We start from the raw sequence: 15,002 nt of genomic DNA, 5'->3' as shown, positions 1-15,002 counted from the left end.
TCTCCTGACCGGCGCCGCCTCGGCCGCCGACCTGCCGCGCCGCGCCGCCCCGCCGCCGGTGTTCACCCCCGTCCCGGTCTTCACCTGGACCGGCGCCTACTTCGGTATCAACGCCGGCTACGCCTTCGACGCCAGCAGCAACAACACCAACAGCTTCGGCGTGCCCGCCCCCTACGGCAACGGCACCACCGCCTTCTTCAGCCAGCGCAACCAGGAAGGCTTCACCGGCGGTGGCCAGGTTGGCTACAACTTCCAGTTCACCCCCGGCTCCGGCATCGTCGTCGGTGTCGAGGCCGACGCCCAGTACCTCGACTTCGGCCGCAGCCGGAACAACGCCTTCCTCGTCGGCCCGCTCGCTCCCGGCTACTACGTGACCGACCCGCGCGGCCTCTCCAGCCTCGACTTCTTCGGCACCGTGCGCGGCCGCGTCGGTTACGCCTTCGACCGCGTGCTGTTCTACGGCACCGGCGGCTTCGCCTACGGCTCGGGCAGCGCCGACCGCTCCTTCGGCGGCTTCGCCGGCAACGACAGCTTCCGCACCGGCTACGCCGTCGGCGGCGGCATCGAGTACGCCCTGCCCACCGACTCGTTCCTGAACTTCTTCCGTTCGAACGCCGTGACGCTCAAGGTCGAAGGCCTGTACGTCAACCTCGACCGCAACACCCGCAACCAGGGTGCGTTCGTCATCAACGCCGCCAACAACTTCCCGGTGGTGTACAACAACATCGGCCGCCGCGACGACGAGTTCGCCGTCATCCGCGCCGGCCTGAACTACAAGTTCGGCTCGTACTGAGAAGCCCGCGCGTCGGTGCCCCCCGCGCCGCGGGGGGCTGCGTCCCGCTCACCGGGATGGCGCGCGAGCCTCTGGACAGGCCGCACCCTCTCTCGACCTGAGCATCCCCAGCCCGATCAAACTGGCCGCTTGAGCCGAGGAGCGTCCCGGGAGCCATTCCCGGGACGTCTTGCGTCGGGGCGACGGCCCGCCGCGCCACGCCTCAGGCGTGGACCGCGTGCTCCAGCTGCGCCTTCGACATCCGCGACCGGCCGGGCACGTTCTGCGCCCGGGCCTTGCGCATGAGTTCGGCCTTCGTCGTCTCCGTCTTTCCGCCCCCCTTGCCGCTCCCCTTGCTGCCGCCCCTGCCGGACGCCTTGGCGGACTTGCCGTCCTCGCGCGCCGCGGCGGCCTTCTCGGCGGCCGCCTTCGGCTGCTTCGAGAACTGTTTGCCCTTCCGGGTATCGGCGCGCTTCTTGGCCGTGCTGGCGGCGTATTCCTCGTCGGTCAGGCTCTCGCGGGCCTTCTTGGGCAGGTAGCGCTCGCCGGTCTTGCCGCTCTCCTTGCCCGACTTCGTGCCCCATTCCTCGTCGGTCCACTGCTGGAGATGGTTGTCGGCCGCCTTCTTGCCGGCGTAGCCGCCACCTTCCTTCTTGTATTCGGCAGTCGCGATCTGCGCCTTGCGCGCCGACCACTGACCAGGCTTCCCGCCCTTCTCGGACTTCGTGACCCGCGTCTTCACCTTGTCCCAGAGTTTGGGGTCGGTCTTCTTGGCGGTTCCTGACATCGGCGCCTCGTGAAAAAGATTTGGCAGACAACACGAGCCCCGCGGCCGTGTTCCTGCGGCGCGTTCGCCCAATGCGCGCCGCCCCGCACGCGAGGCCCGCTGCCGCCGCGACCGGGGCGCCGGATACGCCGGGCGCCTGACGGGTTGGCCCTCAGGGGATCGGCCGCGTGGTCCGATCCGCCGGGGGCTCCGTCGCGGCACGCGGCGGCGCCCGGAAACCAGGTCCATCGCGAGGGATGCAGCATGGCCGACGCGCCGGACGACACCCAGGCCGAGCGGATGCCGCGCGGCGAACCGGAGCGCGCGGGCTTAGCCGAGAGCCCCCGCGACACCGCCACCGGCACGGTCAGGCCGCAGGACGGCCCGATGGAGCGGGCCGGCACCGAGAAGGCGGAGGCGCGCCGGGGCGGGACCAGCCTCGGCGCGGAGCGCGACCGGCCGGGCGGCGGGCGCTGAGCGCCGCCGACGAGACAGCCCACGAGAGAGGAAGACGCAGCATGCGGATCCGGCACAAGCCCCTGCGCGAGCAGGTGATCGTCATCACCGGCGCCTCCAGCGGGATCGGCCTCGCCACGGCCCGGGCGGCCGCTCGCCGCGGCGCCCGCGTCGTGCTGGCGGCCCGGAACGGCGCCGCCCTCGAGGACATCGTCCGCGACATCCAGGAGCGCGGCGGCGAGGCCCGGGCCGTGGTGACCGACGTGTCCCGCCGCGAGGATGTCGAGGCGCTGGCCGCCGAGACCGTGCGCGCCTACGGCGGCTTCGACACCTGGGTCAACAACGCCGGTCTCTCGATCTTCGGCCGCCTCGAGGAGGTCTCGGACGCGGATCACCGCCGGCTGTTCGACGTCAATTTCTGGGGGATCGTCTACGGGTCGACCGTGGCGCTGCAGCACCTGAAGAAGGCCGGCGGCGCGCTGATCAACCTGGGCTCCGTCGCGTCCGACCTCGCCTTGCCGATCCAGGGCATGTACTCCGCCTCCAAGCACGCGATCAAAGGCTTCACGGACGCGCTCCGGATGGAGCTTCAGGAGGAGGGTGCCCCGGTCTCGGTGACGCTCATCAAGCCGGCCTCGATCGACACGCCGTTCCCCGAGCATGCCCGGAACTACATGGCGCAGGCGCCCAAGCTGCCGCCACCGGTCTACGCCCCCGCGGACGTCGCGGAGGCCATCCTGTACGCCGCGGAGCACGGCCCCCGCGACCTCTATGTCGGCGGCGGCGGCAAGCTGATGAGCGCGATGCGCAAGCGGGTGCCCGCGGTGACCGACTGGATGGGCGCGCAGGTGATGTCGCGGAGCCAGACCGCGGGCGTGGCCGGCAGGCAGCGGGACGGCGCCCTCCACGCGGCCGGCCGCGACGGCGCCGTGCGGGGCGGCTCGCCCCACCACGTCATGCGCAGCGCCTACACCCGGGCCTCGATCAACCCGGCCCTGACCGGGATCCTGCTGGCGGGGGCCACGGCCGCCGCGGCCGCGCTCCTGGGCCGTGCCGACCGCCGCTAGGACGCCGCTAGGACGCCGCTGCGGCGCCCGCTCCCGTGCGGGCGCCGGCCGGACTGTTTGTTTCTAGACGATGATAGCGGAGGTCAGCCCACATTCAGGCCCGAAGACCATCCTAGCCGGGTCTTGCGCCGGGCCGAACCGGCGCGAAACCGAGCAGAAGGTCTGATGATGATGCACGTGAAGATGATCGCGGCCGCCGCGGCTGTCGTCGGCGGCCTCGGCCTGGCCTCCGCCGGCGCGGCGCCCCTGGCGCCCGCCGGCGCCGATACGATCACCGGCCCCGCCGCGGTCAGCACGGTCGCGTTCGGCTGCGGCCCGGGCTGGGCGCCCGGCCCGTACGGACGCTGCCGGCCGATGTACCGGCGGCCGCGCTTCTACGGCCCGCGCTGCTTCTTCCGTCCGACCCCGTGGGGTCCGCGGCGCATCTGCCGCTAGGGACCCGCAAGCACGCGTCCCGGCGCGAGGGTCCGGCGCCGAACCGTGACACGGCCCGCGGGTTGATCCAGGGGCAGGCCCCGTCTCCGAGGAGGCGGCGGCCTGCCCCTTCCCGTTGGCGGCGCGGCGGGCGGGATCGGGCGGCGGGACGGCGCGTCCGCCCCCCATCCGTTCCGGCCTCCGGCGGTGCCGGGGACCCCACGCCCGGGACCGCGCACGGTCCCGCTCCGGTTGGACATGACCATGGCCCAGGATCAGAGCGGCGGCGCGAACCCCACGGCGGCGGAGCGGGCGGCGGCCGAGCGCGTCGCCCGCAAACGCCTCGGCCCGGACGGCTGCCCGGAGCCGGGGCCCGACCCCCGATCGCCGACCGGACAGGCCAGCGGGATGAAGGCCGCGGGGCCGGACCGCCGGGCCGCCGTCCGGCCCCGCGGCGGCCGCTAGCGGCGCCCGACGGGCCGAGACGCTCTCCGAGAAGCGCGCGAACGTGCTCGTGCCCGGCCGCGGGAATAAAGCCCGCCGCCGCCCGGTTCCCGATTGTGTGGCACAAGGCTGCAGGCAGGAGCACCAGGGCGGGACCCCATGGCTTCGCAGGCTCTCGACGGGCCGGGCCCGGCCCGGCCGCCGGCATGACGACCCTGGCGCGGGCGCGCTTCAGCCAGCTCGTTCTCCCGCGCCTGGACGAGGGCTACCGGCTCGCGCACTGGCTCACCGGCAACGCCACCGACGCCGAGGACGTGATGCAGGAGGCGTGTCTGCGCGCCTACCGGGCGATCGAGGGGTTCGCCGAGGGCAATGCCCGGGCGTGGTTCCTGACCATCGTCCGCAACACCGGCTATTCCTGGCTGCAACGGCACCGGCCGCGGGCGGTGGTCTTCGCCGACGACCTCGCCCCCGAGGCCCGCGCCGAGCTGGAGATCGGGGGCGCCCTGACCGAGGCTCCGGAGACGCCCGAGGCGACCCTCATCGCCCGCGACGATGCGGGGCAGCTCGCCCGGGCCGTCGAGGCCCTGCCGGTGGCCTTCCGCGAGGCGCTGGTCCTGCGCGAGTACCACGGCCTCAGCTACCGGGAGATCGCCACGGTGACGGGGGTCCCGATCGGGACCGTGATGTCGCGCCTCGGCCGCGCGCGGCAGCACCTGCTTGCACGGCTCGCGAGGGACGGGCGATGACCGACGACGAGACCCTCCTGCTCCTCAGCGCCTACGCGGACGGCGAGCTGTCGCCCGGCGAGGTCCTGGCCATGGAGCGCCGTCTCGCGGCGGACCCCGATGCGCGGGCCCTGGCGGAGCGCCTCCGCACCCTGTCCGGCACCCTGCGCGAGACCCTCGCGGGGCCGCCCGCCCCGGAATCCCTGCGGGCGCGCGTGGTCGAGCAGGTCGGCTTCTCCGACCCGCCCCCGTCCCGCGGCCGCTTCGGAGGCGCGCTCGGGTCCTGGCCCGAGACCTGGCTCGAATCCTGGCTCAAGTCCTGGCGCGGATCCCGGCAGGCACTGGCCGCGACGCTGCTCGTCGGTCTCGTCGGCGGGGCCGCGCTCGGCGGCGGGGCCGTCTATCTCGACCGCCCCGGCGGCGCCCCGGATACCGGCGCGGCCGTGCTCGCCGGCCATCTCCGCGGCCTCGCGGCCCCCCAGCCCTTCGACATCGCCTCCTCGGACCGGCACGTGGTGAAGCCCTGGTTCAACGGCCGGACCACCCTCGCGCCCGAGGCGCCGGACCTGTCCGACAAGGGCTTCCCGCTGGTCGGCGGCCGGGTCGACATCGTCGGCGGCGCGCCCGTGCCGACGCTGGTCTATCGCCGCGACCGGCACGTCATCAGCGTCACGGTGATCCCGGCCGCCGACGGTCCCGGGGCCGGCGAGGAGCGGCGCGACGGCTCGACGATCGAGCGCTGGCGCCTCGGCGACCTCACCTACTGGGCGGTCTCGGATCTCAACCGGCGCGACCTGCGCGCCTTCGTCGACCTGTTCCAGTCCCGGACCGGGGCCCCGCCCGGATAAGGCGGGAATAACGGCCGTCAATGCCGGGTTATTACTGATATCGTGATGTCGATCCGGCGAGGATCCCAGCGTGATCAGTCAATCACACCTGAACACCCGCAGAGCCGAAGCACGATCCGAGATCGGCCCCGCGCCGGAGCGGCGGTCCCAGGCCGGCGCCGCCCCGGCCTTCCCGGACCCGTCCCTCGTGGAGGCGGCGCTCCATCTCCTGGCTGAGCATCTCGAGCAGGGGCTGGCGGTGACCGACCGGTACGGGCGGGCCCATTTCCTGAACCGCGCCGCGCTTGCCTTCGTCGCGCGCGGCCTGCTGTGCCTCGAGCAGGGCGGCCTGCGCGGCGCGGCGCCCGAGGACAGCGCGGCGCTGCGCCGGGTCATCGCCCGCTGCGCCGCCGGCCATCGCGGCGGCTCGGTGCGCCTGGAGGGCGCGGGCGGCACGCTCCTGGTCGCCGCCTCGGCGCTTCCCGGCACGGTCGCCGAGGGCGCGGTTCTCCTGCGCCTCACGGACCCCGGGACGCCGCGCCTGCCGGATCCCGGCGTTCTCCAGGACCAATTCGGCTTCACGCCCGCGGAGGCGGCCCTGGCCGTCGACATCCTGGCCGGGAACGACCTCGCGGCGAGCGCGACGCGCCGCCGGATCACGCGGAACACGGCGCGCGTGCACCTGCGCCACCTGTTCGAGAAGACGGGGACGCGCCGCCAGGCCGAGCTCGTGCGGCTGCTCCTGCTGTGCCCGCAGCCGATCGCGGACGCTTAGCGCGATCCGGCAAAAATATTCGCGCCGCGAGCCACGATTAATCCGAACGGAGGATGCGCACAGTCCACGACAAAGCGACGCTGATCCGGCCGATCGTGGACGAAACACGGATCTCTCGGCGCAACGGAGACTGGATCATGATCCTCTCGTTCCTGAAATCTGCCCGAAAGAGCCGCATCGCGGCGCGAAATCTTCGCATTTTGTCGGCCCTCGACGACGAGATGCTGAGCGACATCGGCCTCGACCGGCGCACGCTCCGCGCCTTCTGCGAGAACGGCTGCTCGCACGTGCCGCCGCCGCCGAGCCAGGCCGAGGCGCCCCGGGTCGTCGCGATGCCCGGAGCGCTCGGGATCGCCTTCCGCTGAACGCCCGCCGCACCGCCCGCCGCGACGCCCCAGGCCCGGCCCGAACGCTCAGATCTCGACGCAGATCTTGCCGAAGTGGCGGTTGCTCTCCTGGTGGCGGAACGCCGCGACGAGGTCGTCGAGGGGGAAGCGGCGGTCGATGACCGGCCGCAGCCCGCAGGCGTCGATGCCGCGGATCATCTCGATCTGGTGGCGCCGGCTGCCGACCAGCACGCCCTGCAGCCGGATCTGCTTCAGGAGCGCCGGCACCAGCGGCAGCTCGCCCGCGACGCCCGAGAGGATACCGATCACCGAGATGTGGCCGGCGACCCGCACGGCGGCCATGGACTGCTCCAGCGTCGCCGGCCCGCCGACGTCGAGGACGTGGTCGACGCCGCGCCCGTCGGTCAGGCGCCGGGCGGTCTCGCCCCAGGCTGGGTCGGCGCGGTAGTTGATGACGTGGTCGGCGCCGAGCCCGCGCAGGCGCTCCAGCTTGGCGTCGCTGGAGGAGGTGGCGATCACCGTGGCGCCCGCCGCCTTGGCGAATTGCAGGCCGAACAGCGACACGCCGCCGGTCCCCTGCACCAGCACCACGTCGCCGCTCTTCAGGCCGGCATCGGCGTGCAGTGCCCGCCACGCGGTCAGCGCGGCGGTGGTGAGCGTCGCCGCCTCGGCGTGGTCCCAGCCCTTCGGGGCGCGGGTGAAGGCGGTGGCGGGCGCGGTGACGCGCGCGCGGGCGTAGCCGTCGACCCCGTCGCCCGGCACGGTGGCGAAGCCCTCGACGAGCGGGGTGCCCTCCAGCCAGGTCGGGAAGAACGTGCTGACCACCCGGTCGCCCACGGCGAATTCGGTCATGCCCGGCCCCACGGCCTCGACCTCGCCGGCGCCGTCGGACATCGGGATGCGCGGCTCGCTCGGCCCCCACATCCCGCTGACCACCGCGTAGTCGTGGTAGTTGAGGGAGTTCGCCCGCAGGCGGACGGTGATCGCGCCGGGCCCGGGCTCCGGCACGGGCCGCTCGCCGAAGGTCACCTTGTCGAAGCCGCCGCCGGGCTGGACGATGACGGCACGGGCTGTCGATCCGGTCATGACGCACCTGTCGCTCCGCGGCCTCGGCCGCCGGGGTGGACACTGGCAGGCCCGGCGCGCCGCGTCGAGACGACGGAGCGGAGCAGTCCGCCGCGGGTGCGGGGGAGGGACCCGCGACAGGGGCCCGCGACAGGGGCCCGCCACCGGCGTCCGCAGCCCTTCCCGCCCTTGCCGCTGTGCCGCGCCGGCGCCAAGGTCACGGATCGCATCCCGTCCGTGGAAGGAGGACACACCGTGTCGACCGAGCGCGTCGTTCTGACCGAAAGCATAGCGCCGACGGCGTCCAAGATCTTCACCCAGGCCGGGATCGGCGCCATCCGGCAACTGCCGCGCGCGGTCAGCCCCGAGGATGCCCGCGATCTGGCCGACGTCACCGTCCTCGGCATCCGCTCGCGCACGCAGGTCACCGCCGCGCTTCTCGACGCCCTGCCCGATCTCGCCGCCATCGGCTGCTTCAGCGTCGGGACCAACCAGGTCGACCTCGAGACGGCGCGCGCCCGCGGCCTGCCGGTCTTCAACGCGCCGTTCTCGAACACGCGCAGCGTCGCCGAACTCACGATCGGCGAGATCGTGATGCTGCTCCGGCGCATCCTGCCGCGCTCGGAATCCGCCCATGCCGGCGGCTGGGACAAGTCGGCCACCGGCGCCTTCGAGGTGCGCGGCAAGACCCTCGGGATCGTCGGCTACGGCAATATCGGCGCGCAGCTCTCGAACCTCGCCGAGGCGATGGGCATGCGCGTCATCTTCTACGATCTCACCGACAAGCTGCGCCACGGGAACACCGAGCCGGCCGAGAGCTTCGAGGCCCTGCTCGCCGCCAGCGACGTGGTCAGCCTGCACGTCCCGGAGACACCGCTGACCCACGGGCTGATGGGCGCGGAGCGGATCCGCGCGATGAAGCCGGGCGCCTACCTGATCAACAACAGCCGCGGCACGGTCGTGGACCTGGACGCCCTCGCGGCGGCGCTGCGCGACGGGCATCTCGCCGGGGCCGCGATCGACGTCTTTCCCGTGGAGCCGACGTCCAACGCCGAGCGCTTCGTCTCGCCCCTGCAGGGCCTGCCGAACGTCATCCTCACCCCCCATGTCGGCGGCTCGACCGAGGAGGCCCAGGATCGCATCGGCGCGGAGGTGGCCCGCAAGCTGGTCGACTACATCCAGACCGGCTCGACGCTCGGCGCGGTGAATTTCCCGCAGGTCCAGCTGCCGCCGCGCCTGTCCGGCGCGCGCTTCCTCCACGTGCACCGGAACGTGCCCGGCGTGCTCGGGCAGATCAACGCGATCTTCTCGGGCCGGTCGCTCAACATCGACGCGCAGTACCTGCAGACGGACGGCGAGTTCGGCTACGTCGTGGTGGACGCGTCGGTGCCGCCGGGCGAGGCGGACGGGGTCCTGCACGCGCTGCGGGCCATCGACGGCACCGTGAGGACCCGGCACCTGCGGCCGAAGGCGGGGTAGAGAGCCCGGCCCGCAACGGGGCGCCGGCGCGCGGCCGGCGCCCTCTGCTCAAGGCCGCGGCAGGGTGTGCAGCGCCCTCAGGAAGGCGTCGACATCCGCGCGGGTGTTGTAGAAGGCGAGCGAGGCCCGCACCGACTGGTCGACGCCGAACCGGCGCAGGGCCGGCAGGGCGCAGTGATGGCCCGAGCGCACCGCGATGCCGTGCGCGTCGAGGTGGTGCGCCACCGCCTCGTTCGTCTGCCCCTCGATCACGAAGGACATCACGCTCGCCTTCTCCCGGGCCGTGCCGATCAGGCGCAGGCCCTTCACGTCGGCGAGGCCGCCCTGCGCGTAGTCCAGGAGGTCGTGCTCGTAGGCGGCGATCGCCGGCATGCCGATGCCCGCGAGGTAGTCGAGCGCCGCCCCCAGACCGACCGCCCCGGCGATGTCGGGCGTGCCGGCCTCGAACTTCTCGGGCGCGCCCTTGTAGACGGTCTTCGCGAAGGTGACGTCCTCGATCATGTGGCCGCCGCCCTGCCAGGGCGGCATCGCCTCGAGCAGGTGCGTCTTGCCGTAGAGCGCGCCGATGCCCGTCGGCCCGAACACCTTGTGGCCGGAGAAGACCAGGAAGTCCGCGTCCAGGGACTGCACGTCCAGCGGCATGTGCGGCGAGGATTGCGCCGCGTCGACCAGCACCGGCACCCCGTAGGCGTGGGCGAGCTCGATGATCTCCCGCACCGGGTTCACGGTGCCGAGCGCGTTGGCCACCTGCGTCACCGAGACGATCTTGGTGCGGCCCGACAGGAGCGCCGCGTACTGCTCGAAGATGATCTCGCCGCGGTCGTTCACCGGGATCACCCGGAGCGTCGCCCCGGTCTGCTGCGCCAGCAGCTGCCAGGGCACGATGTTGGCGTGGTGCTCGATGGTCGAGACGATGATCTCGTCGCCCGGGCCGATCTGGGCCCGGCCGTAGGAATTGGCGACGAGGTTGATCGCCTCCGTGGTGCCGCGCAATAAGACGATGTCGTCCTTCGACGGGGCGTTGAGGAAGCGGCGCACCGCCTCGCGGCCGCCCTCGAACAGGTCCGTGGCGCGCGCGGCCAGGGTGTGGGCGGCCCGGTGGATGTTCGAGTTGTGCCGGGCGTAGAACGCCGCGGTCGCGTCGATCACGGCCTGGGGCTTGTGGGTGGTGGCGGCGTTGTCGAGCCAGACCAGCGGGTGGCCGTTGACGCTCTGGTGCAGGGCCGGGAAGTCCCGGCGGACCTGCTCCACATCGAAGGGCGCCGCCACCGGGCTCGATCCCTGGGCGGCGAGGCGCGGCGCCGGACCGGGATAGCGGGTCGGCTCGACCCGTGGGCTCGCCGCCGCCCCGCGGGCCGGCCCGGGGCCGAGAGGCAGGAAGTAGTAGTCGCCAGCCGGCGCTTCGGGCGCCCGGGACCGCCGACCGGTCCGGGCGAGGCTCTCCGGCGCCTCATCGCGGCCGGCCTTCGACGGGTCGGCGGGCACGAGGTCCGGGACGAGGGCGTGCGCGAAGGCGTTGGCGCGGGGGTGGTCGGCGGCGATCTGGCGGTGCAGCTCCGGACCGCCGGGGAGGGCGGCCGCCAGCGCCGGGGCGCCGGCGAGGGAGAAGTCCGGCAGGACGGGGCGCGGGCTCGCGGGGTGGACAGGCGGGATCGCCGCCGCGTCGGGGAACGCCGGGCTCGCGGGTGCGCGGTTCGGCAGGGTCGGGCCGGAGAGGCCCGGCAGGCCGACCGGCGGCGCCCCGAAGGAGCGCGCCGGCAGCGCCGACGCGTCGGGCTGCAGCCCGGCGGGCCGGCCGCCCGCGGGAGCGGAGGGGACGCCCACGGGCGCGCCCGGCAGCGGCGCCCCGCCCGGGCCCTGGGGCAGGCCCTCGAGCGCCTGCGGGACCTGGGGGCCGGCGGGGATCGCCGGCGCGAAGGGCTGGCTCGCGGCCTGCCCCTGCCGGTAGATCTCCCGGGCGAGGCGCCCGACGAGATCCGCGTGGGCCAGCTCGCCCGGGCTCGCCCCGGGCAGCCCGAGGGCGAAGGCCTCAGGCGTAGTCATGGTAGTTGCCCAGCAGCACGTTATCGAGGCGGGCGATCGCGTCCTCGACCAGCACGGCGGCCGAGAAGTAGCGGGTCACGAGGTGCGAGGCGATCGAGTGGTCGTTGGTGCCCATGTAGCGCACCGACAGGCCGGGCTCGATCTCGCCGGTCACGCCCGACTTCTGCAGGCCGACCACGCCCTGCTCGCCCTCGCCGACGCGCAGCAGCAGGATCGCGGTGGTCTCGGCCCCGGTCACCGGGTCGATGTCGATCGGCAGCTTGTCGCTCGGCACCAGCGGCACGCCGCGCCACGTGATGAACGGCGCGCCGAACAGGTGGACGACGACCGGCGGCACGCCGCGGCGGGTCGCCTCCCGGCCGAAGGCCGCGATGGCGCGGGGATGGGCCACGAAGAAGGCGGGCTTCTTCCAGACCAGGGTCAGCAGCTCGTCGAGGTCGTCCGGGGTGGGCGGGCCGCCGCGGGTGGGGATGCGCTGGCGCGGGCCGACCTCGTGGAGCAGGCCGAACTGCGCGTTGTTCAGGAGCTCCCACTCCTCGCGCTCCTTCACGGCGTCGACCGTGAGGCGGATCTGCTCGCGGAGCTGGTCGATCTCGTTGGAGTAGAGGTCGGTGACCCGCGTGTGGGTGTTGAGGATCGTCTGGATGGTCGAGAGGTGGTACTCGCGCGGATCGACCTCGTAGTCGACGAAGGTCGTCGGCAGGCGCGGCTCGCCGGTATGGACCGCCAGCAGCTCGATGCCCTGCTCGCCGTAGGAATTGGTGTGCCCTTTGAGGCGGTCGCGCTCCTCACGGTACTGCGCGATCTTGGCGCGGATCTCCTCGCTCTCCACCGCGGCGGCATCGAGGGTCAGGAGGGTCACGGCCGACAGGGCCTTCACGGCCGGGGCGGGCGCGCTCTCGCCGGCGAGACCGGCATCGCCGAAATAGTCGCCCTTCGTGGCGAGCCCCTGGCGCAGGCGGCCCTTGTAGGGACCCGAGAGGGTCAGCTCGACCGTGCCGTCGGCCACGACCGTGAGGCTGCGGCCCGCGGACCCCTCCTCGTGGATCACCGCGCCGGCCTGGTGCCGGCTCTCGGTGAACTTGGCCGCCAGCGTGGCCAATTCGGCATCGCCCAGCCGGCTGAACAGCGGCACGGCGCGCAGGGAGGACGGGCGGATCACCCGGCCCTTGCCATCCCCCTTGCCATCTCCCTTGCCATCCCCCTTGTCCTCGGCGACGAGATCGATCCGGCCGGGCTTGGCCAGCACGACGGCGCGGCGGTTGACGCGGTAGACCCCGCCCGCAACGTCCACGAAGGGCAGGAGCCGGAGCAGCCAGCGCGGCGTGTTGGCCGCGTTCTGGACCGAGGTGACGGTCGCCGTCGCAAGATTGCGTGCCGCCGTGGCGCTCACGCTCAGACCCGGTCCGCTCATCGTTCGTCCTCACTCCATCCAAGATTGCAGGCGCGCCGCATCGTTCCGTGCGGCGGCGGTGCGCCCCGCAGGTTGTGCGAGGCGGGCGCAAGACGTTTCGATCAAGATCTGACGACGACCGCGACCTGAGCGACCGAGTCGTCAATCAAAGCACGCATTCTCCGCGGCCAGACAGCCATCGTCAGGCCGCTCAACCGGTCTCACGTCATCGCTTCTCCGGCGAGGTCTGGATAAGGTCTGATTCGCCCGATGGTCAACGAAAGGATATCCCTATTTTCCGCGCCTTCTTGGAAGCGGGCGCCCTGGCATGCAAGGCACATAGGACATGATCATCCTCAGACCGTCCGGTCAGAGAATTTCATTTTACTACGCCGCGCGCCGCGGCGGCGGCCGGACGACTTTGTTGTCAGGAATAATCTTTCGCGCGTCTCAGATGCCATCCCCGTAGCCGAAGGACTGGTCCATGCTGAGCGCCGGCTCCTCGCCGACGGGCAGGCGCGAGACGACCCGGGCCGGCACGCCCGCCACGGTCGTGTGGGGCGGCACGTCCTGCAGCACCACCGCGGCGGCCGCGACCTTGGCGCCCGCCCCGACGCGGATGTTGCCCAGCACCTTGGCGCCGACGCTGAGCAGCACCCCGCGCTCGATCTTGGGGTGCCGGTCGCCGCTCTCCTTGCCGTTGCCCCCGAGCGTCACCGACTGGAGGATCGAGACGTCGTCGGCGATCGCCGTGGTCTCGCCGATCACCACGCCGGTGGCGTGGTCGATGAACACCCCCGAGCCGATCCGGGCCGCCGGGTGGATGTCGCAGCCGAACACCTCGGAGATCCGGCTCTGGACGTGCAGCGCCAGGGTCGCCCGGCCCCGGTGCCAGAGCCAGTGGCCGACCCGGTAGGCCTCGAGCGCCGCCAGGCCCTTGTAGAACAGGAACGGGTCGAGGTAGCGGCGGCAGGTCGGGTCGCGCTCGCGGATCGCCACGAGGTCGCGCACCGCGTGGGCGCCGGCCTGCGGGTCGGCCTCGAAGGCCGAGAGGCACAGGTCGCGCATCGACAGACGGGCGAGGTCGCCGTCCCCGAGGCGGTGGGCGAGCCGGTAGGCGAAGGCCTGGGCCAGCGAGCGCTGGTCGAGGATCGTCGCCTGGATGATCCCGGCATAGAGCGGCTCCTCGATCAGGGCCGCCTCGGCCTCGGCGCGCAGGGCCGCCCAGACCTCGGCCTCCCCCGTGCCGCGGCTCGTGATGCGCAGGGGCGGCTGGACCACGGCCATCGTGGCACCCGCGGCGGGCAGGGCGGCGTGATGCATCGGTCGCCGCCGATCACGGCACGGGGCGGAACAGGTCGGGCAGGTAGCGCTCCAGGGTGTCGTGCCCCTGGAACGTCACGTCCACAATCGCCGGGGCGTCGCCCGCGCGGTGGACGCCCACCACCCGGCCCCGGGCGTGCCGCCAGATTCCCAGGATCTCGGCGAGGTCGGGGCGCGCGAACACGACCGCGTCGCCCTGCATCATCGTCCCTGAGGCCATGGTGTCGTTCCCCTTGGATCGGCCGTCTGTGGCGAGCTGATTCTGCCGCCGGGGGCGCCTGTGCCGGGGCCTGCGCCGCCGGCGAGAAGCCTTTTCCGGACACCCCGGCTTGCCGGAGAAGGTTTCGGCCGCGCGGGCCCGAAACCGGAGCATCGTCTTCGCTAAGCCTCTGTCACAGAACGATATTTAAGCATCGCCCCGTCTTTGGCAAGCCCGGTCTCCGGCATGCTCCGGGCGCGGCCAGACCCCGGCCGGCACGGGCCGTCGATCGCGGCCGCGACGCCGGCGCGCCCCCGCCGGCCCCGTGCTTCTGCTCCGCGACGCGGCTTCGACGAACAACCTGCGCTGCAAGTCCTCGCCAATTTGGCAGCACATTCTCGGGACCGCCCCCTACATTGACGGTGTCGACGCGCAGTCGTGTCCCAGTCGTGGCCCAGTCGTGGCCCCGCCGACACGCAGTCGAAGCGGAGCCGAACGGAGGTTTGCCGTGATCGCCAGCAAGGAACGGATCGCCCGGATGATTGCGCCGTGTCTGCCGTGTTGCCGCGTCCAGGAGGAGGAGAGCGCACGACATCAGACACGAGAGGCGACCATCGATGCTGACCTATGACACGACCCGGAACACCCGTCCCGACCTGAGCCCCGAACCGGCCGCCCTCGGCCGAGCCCTGTCCCGGAGCATCCGCTCCCATCCCTCCCACGAACGCGCCGCCCTCGCGAGCGCCCTCGACGACGGCCTGATGCCCGACGAGGTCGCCCGCATCCTCGCCGGTCGCCGGGTGGCGGAGGCTTTCCCGATCCGCTGGGGCGAGAGCCCGGAAGCCTACGCGTCCCGGGCCGTGTCCGAGATGTTCGTCGCCTACCTCCAGTAGGCGCGCCGCTG

Annotated in this window: 17 protein-coding genes; 11 read left to right on the top strand and 6 right to left on the bottom strand. The window is 72.9% G+C overall.

Annotated elements, in window-relative coordinates; translation table 11 throughout:
• The first annotated feature begins 4 nt into the window (after window positions 1-4).
• Window positions 5-793: an outer membrane protein gene (locus tag ME121_RS23540; RefSeq protein ID WP_059409675.1), complete on the top strand. Its 789-nt coding sequence runs from the start codon at window positions 5-7 to the stop codon at window positions 791-793.
• Between the two features lie 202 nt (window positions 794-995).
• Here ME121_RS23540 and ME121_RS23535 read toward each other — a convergent pair whose 3' ends face one another.
• Window positions 996-1,559 (bottom strand): hypothetical protein, encoded by a 564-nt coding sequence (locus ME121_RS23535; RefSeq protein ID WP_012318400.1) that lies wholly within the window; start codon window positions 1,557-1,559, stop codon window positions 996-998.
• A gap of 243 nt (window positions 1,560-1,802) precedes the next feature.
• On the opposite strand from ME121_RS23535, the gene ME121_RS23530 reads away from it, so the two are divergent.
• The 8 genes from ME121_RS23530 (at window position 1,803) to ME121_RS23495 (ending at window position 6,614) form a co-directional block, all read left to right on the top strand.
• Complete coding sequence (locus tag ME121_RS23530) at window positions 1,803-2,015, top strand: hypothetical protein (RefSeq protein ID WP_059409672.1); 213 nt, start codon at window positions 1,803-1,805, stop codon at window positions 2,013-2,015.
• A gap of 41 nt (window positions 2,016-2,056) precedes the next feature.
• Window positions 2,057-3,061, top strand: a complete 1,005-nt coding sequence (locus ME121_RS23525) for an SDR family oxidoreductase (protein ID WP_012318402.1) — start codon at window positions 2,057-2,059, stop codon at window positions 3,059-3,061.
• A 168-nt stretch (window positions 3,062-3,229) separates the two neighbouring features.
• Window positions 3,230-3,496, top strand: a complete 267-nt coding sequence (locus ME121_RS23520; RefSeq protein WP_012318403.1) for a GCG_CRPN prefix-to-repeats domain-containing protein — start codon at window positions 3,230-3,232, stop codon at window positions 3,494-3,496.
• 243 nt (window positions 3,497-3,739) lie between these two features.
• Window positions 3,740-3,940 (top strand): hypothetical protein, encoded by a 201-nt coding sequence (locus ME121_RS23515; protein WP_106427816.1) that lies wholly within the window; start codon window positions 3,740-3,742, stop codon window positions 3,938-3,940.
• Window positions 3,941-4,125: 185 nt separating this feature from the next.
• Complete coding sequence (locus tag ME121_RS23510) at window positions 4,126-4,668, top strand: sigma-70 family RNA polymerase sigma factor (protein ID WP_012318405.1); 543 nt, start codon at window positions 4,126-4,128, stop codon at window positions 4,666-4,668.
• Entirely contained in the window at window positions 4,665-5,495 is an 831-nt protein-coding gene (locus tag ME121_RS23505; RefSeq protein WP_012318406.1) for an anti-sigma factor family protein, read from the top strand. The genes ME121_RS23510 and ME121_RS23505 overlap by 4 nt, the downstream gene beginning before the upstream one ends.
• Before the next feature lie 70 nt (window positions 5,496-5,565).
• Window positions 5,566-6,249 (top strand): helix-turn-helix transcriptional regulator, encoded by a 684-nt coding sequence (locus ME121_RS23500; protein ID WP_059409671.1) that lies wholly within the window; start codon window positions 5,566-5,568, stop codon window positions 6,247-6,249.
• Window positions 6,250-6,386: 137 nt separating this feature from the next.
• Window positions 6,387-6,614, top strand: coding sequence for a YjiS-like domain-containing protein (locus ME121_RS23495; RefSeq protein ID WP_041372544.1), 228 nt, complete (start codon window positions 6,387-6,389; stop codon window positions 6,612-6,614).
• Between the two features lie 48 nt (window positions 6,615-6,662).
• Here ME121_RS23495 and ME121_RS23490 read toward each other — a convergent pair whose 3' ends face one another.
• Window positions 6,663-7,682, bottom strand: a complete 1,020-nt coding sequence (locus ME121_RS23490) for a zinc-dependent alcohol dehydrogenase family protein (protein ID WP_012318409.1) — start codon at window positions 7,680-7,682, stop codon at window positions 6,663-6,665.
• A 234-nt stretch (window positions 7,683-7,916) separates the two neighbouring features.
• On the opposite strand from ME121_RS23490, the gene serA reads away from it, so the two are divergent.
• Complete coding sequence (gene serA / locus ME121_RS23485) at window positions 7,917-9,140, top strand: phosphoglycerate dehydrogenase (protein ID WP_012318410.1); 1,224 nt, start codon at window positions 7,917-7,919, stop codon at window positions 9,138-9,140.
• Window positions 9,141-9,188: 48 nt separating this feature from the next.
• Here serA and ME121_RS23480 read toward each other — a convergent pair whose 3' ends face one another.
• From ME121_RS23480 to ME121_RS23465, 4 genes are all read right to left on the bottom strand, one after another.
• Window positions 9,189-11,183: a family 2A encapsulin nanocompartment cargo protein cysteine desulfurase gene (locus ME121_RS23480; RefSeq protein ID WP_059409670.1), complete on the bottom strand. Its 1,995-nt coding sequence runs from the start codon at window positions 11,181-11,183 to the stop codon at window positions 9,189-9,191.
• Complete coding sequence (locus tag ME121_RS23475; protein ID WP_059409669.1) at window positions 11,170-12,597, bottom strand: family 2B encapsulin nanocompartment shell protein; 1,428 nt, start codon at window positions 12,595-12,597, stop codon at window positions 11,170-11,172. Before ME121_RS23475 ends, ME121_RS23480 begins: the two co-directional genes overlap by 14 nt.
• A gap of 429 nt (window positions 12,598-13,026) precedes the next feature.
• Window positions 13,027-13,899, bottom strand: coding sequence for a serine O-acetyltransferase (gene cysE, locus ME121_RS23470; RefSeq protein WP_012318413.1), 873 nt, complete (start codon window positions 13,897-13,899; stop codon window positions 13,027-13,029).
• A gap of 13 nt (window positions 13,900-13,912) precedes the next feature.
• Window positions 13,913-14,119: a hypothetical protein gene (locus tag ME121_RS23465; RefSeq protein WP_012318414.1), complete on the bottom strand. Its 207-nt coding sequence runs from the start codon at window positions 14,117-14,119 to the stop codon at window positions 13,913-13,915.
• 596 nt (window positions 14,120-14,715) lie between these two features.
• Between ME121_RS23465 and ME121_RS23460 the strand changes: the two genes are divergently transcribed.
• On the top strand, window positions 14,716-14,991 hold the full coding sequence (locus tag ME121_RS23460; protein ID WP_012318415.1) for a hypothetical protein: 276 nt from the start codon (window positions 14,716-14,718) through the stop codon (window positions 14,989-14,991).
• Window positions 14,992-15,002: the final 11 nt, after the last annotated feature.

This window comes from Methylobacterium sp. ME121 (assembly GCF_000974725.1).
Lineage (GTDB): Bacteria > Pseudomonadota > Alphaproteobacteria > Rhizobiales > Beijerinckiaceae > Methylobacterium > Methylobacterium radiotolerans.
This window is presented reverse-complemented; position numbering and strand designations above follow the sequence as displayed.

Excerpts from the sequence above, each read along its gene's own strand:
- ME121_RS23535 (WP_012318400.1), bottom strand. The coding sequence starts at position 1,559 with ATGTCAGGAACCGCCAAGAAGACCGACCCCAAACTCTGGGACAAGGTG.
- ME121_RS23530 (WP_059409672.1), top strand. The coding sequence starts at position 1,803 with ATGGCCGACGCGCCGGACGACACCCAGGCCGAGCGGATGCCGCGCGGC.
- ME121_RS23525 (WP_012318402.1), top strand. The coding sequence starts at position 2,057 with ATGCGGATCCGGCACAAGCCCCTGCGCGAGCAGGTGATCGTCATCACC.
- ME121_RS23520 (WP_012318403.1), top strand. The coding sequence starts at position 3,230 with ATGATGCACGTGAAGATGATCGCGGCCGCCGCGGCTGTCGTCGGCGGC.
- ME121_RS23515 (WP_106427816.1), top strand. The coding sequence starts at position 3,740 with ATGGCCCAGGATCAGAGCGGCGGCGCGAACCCCACGGCGGCGGAGCGG.
- ME121_RS23510 (WP_012318405.1), top strand. The coding sequence starts at position 4,126 with ATGACGACCCTGGCGCGGGCGCGCTTCAGCCAGCTCGTTCTCCCGCGC.
- ME121_RS23505 (WP_012318406.1), top strand. The coding sequence starts at position 4,665 with ATGACCGACGACGAGACCCTCCTGCTCCTCAGCGCCTACGCGGACGGC.
- ME121_RS23495 (WP_041372544.1), top strand. The coding sequence starts at position 6,387 with ATGATCCTCTCGTTCCTGAAATCTGCCCGAAAGAGCCGCATCGCGGCG.
- ME121_RS23490 (WP_012318409.1), bottom strand. The coding sequence starts at position 7,682 with ATGACCGGATCGACAGCCCGTGCCGTCATCGTCCAGCCCGGCGGCGGC.
- ME121_RS23480 (WP_059409670.1), bottom strand. The coding sequence starts at position 11,183 with ATGACTACGCCTGAGGCCTTCGCCCTCGGGCTGCCCGGGGCGAGCCCG.
- ME121_RS23475 (WP_059409669.1), bottom strand. The coding sequence starts at position 12,597 with ATGAGCGGACCGGGTCTGAGCGTGAGCGCCACGGCGGCACGCAATCTT.
- cysE (WP_012318413.1), bottom strand. The coding sequence starts at position 13,899 with ATGCATCACGCCGCCCTGCCCGCCGCGGGTGCCACGATGGCCGTGGTC.
- ME121_RS23465 (WP_012318414.1), bottom strand. The coding sequence starts at position 14,119 with ATGGCCTCAGGGACGATGATGCAGGGCGACGCGGTCGTGTTCGCGCGC.
- ME121_RS23460 (WP_012318415.1), top strand. The coding sequence starts at position 14,716 with ATGCTGACCTATGACACGACCCGGAACACCCGTCCCGACCTGAGCCCC.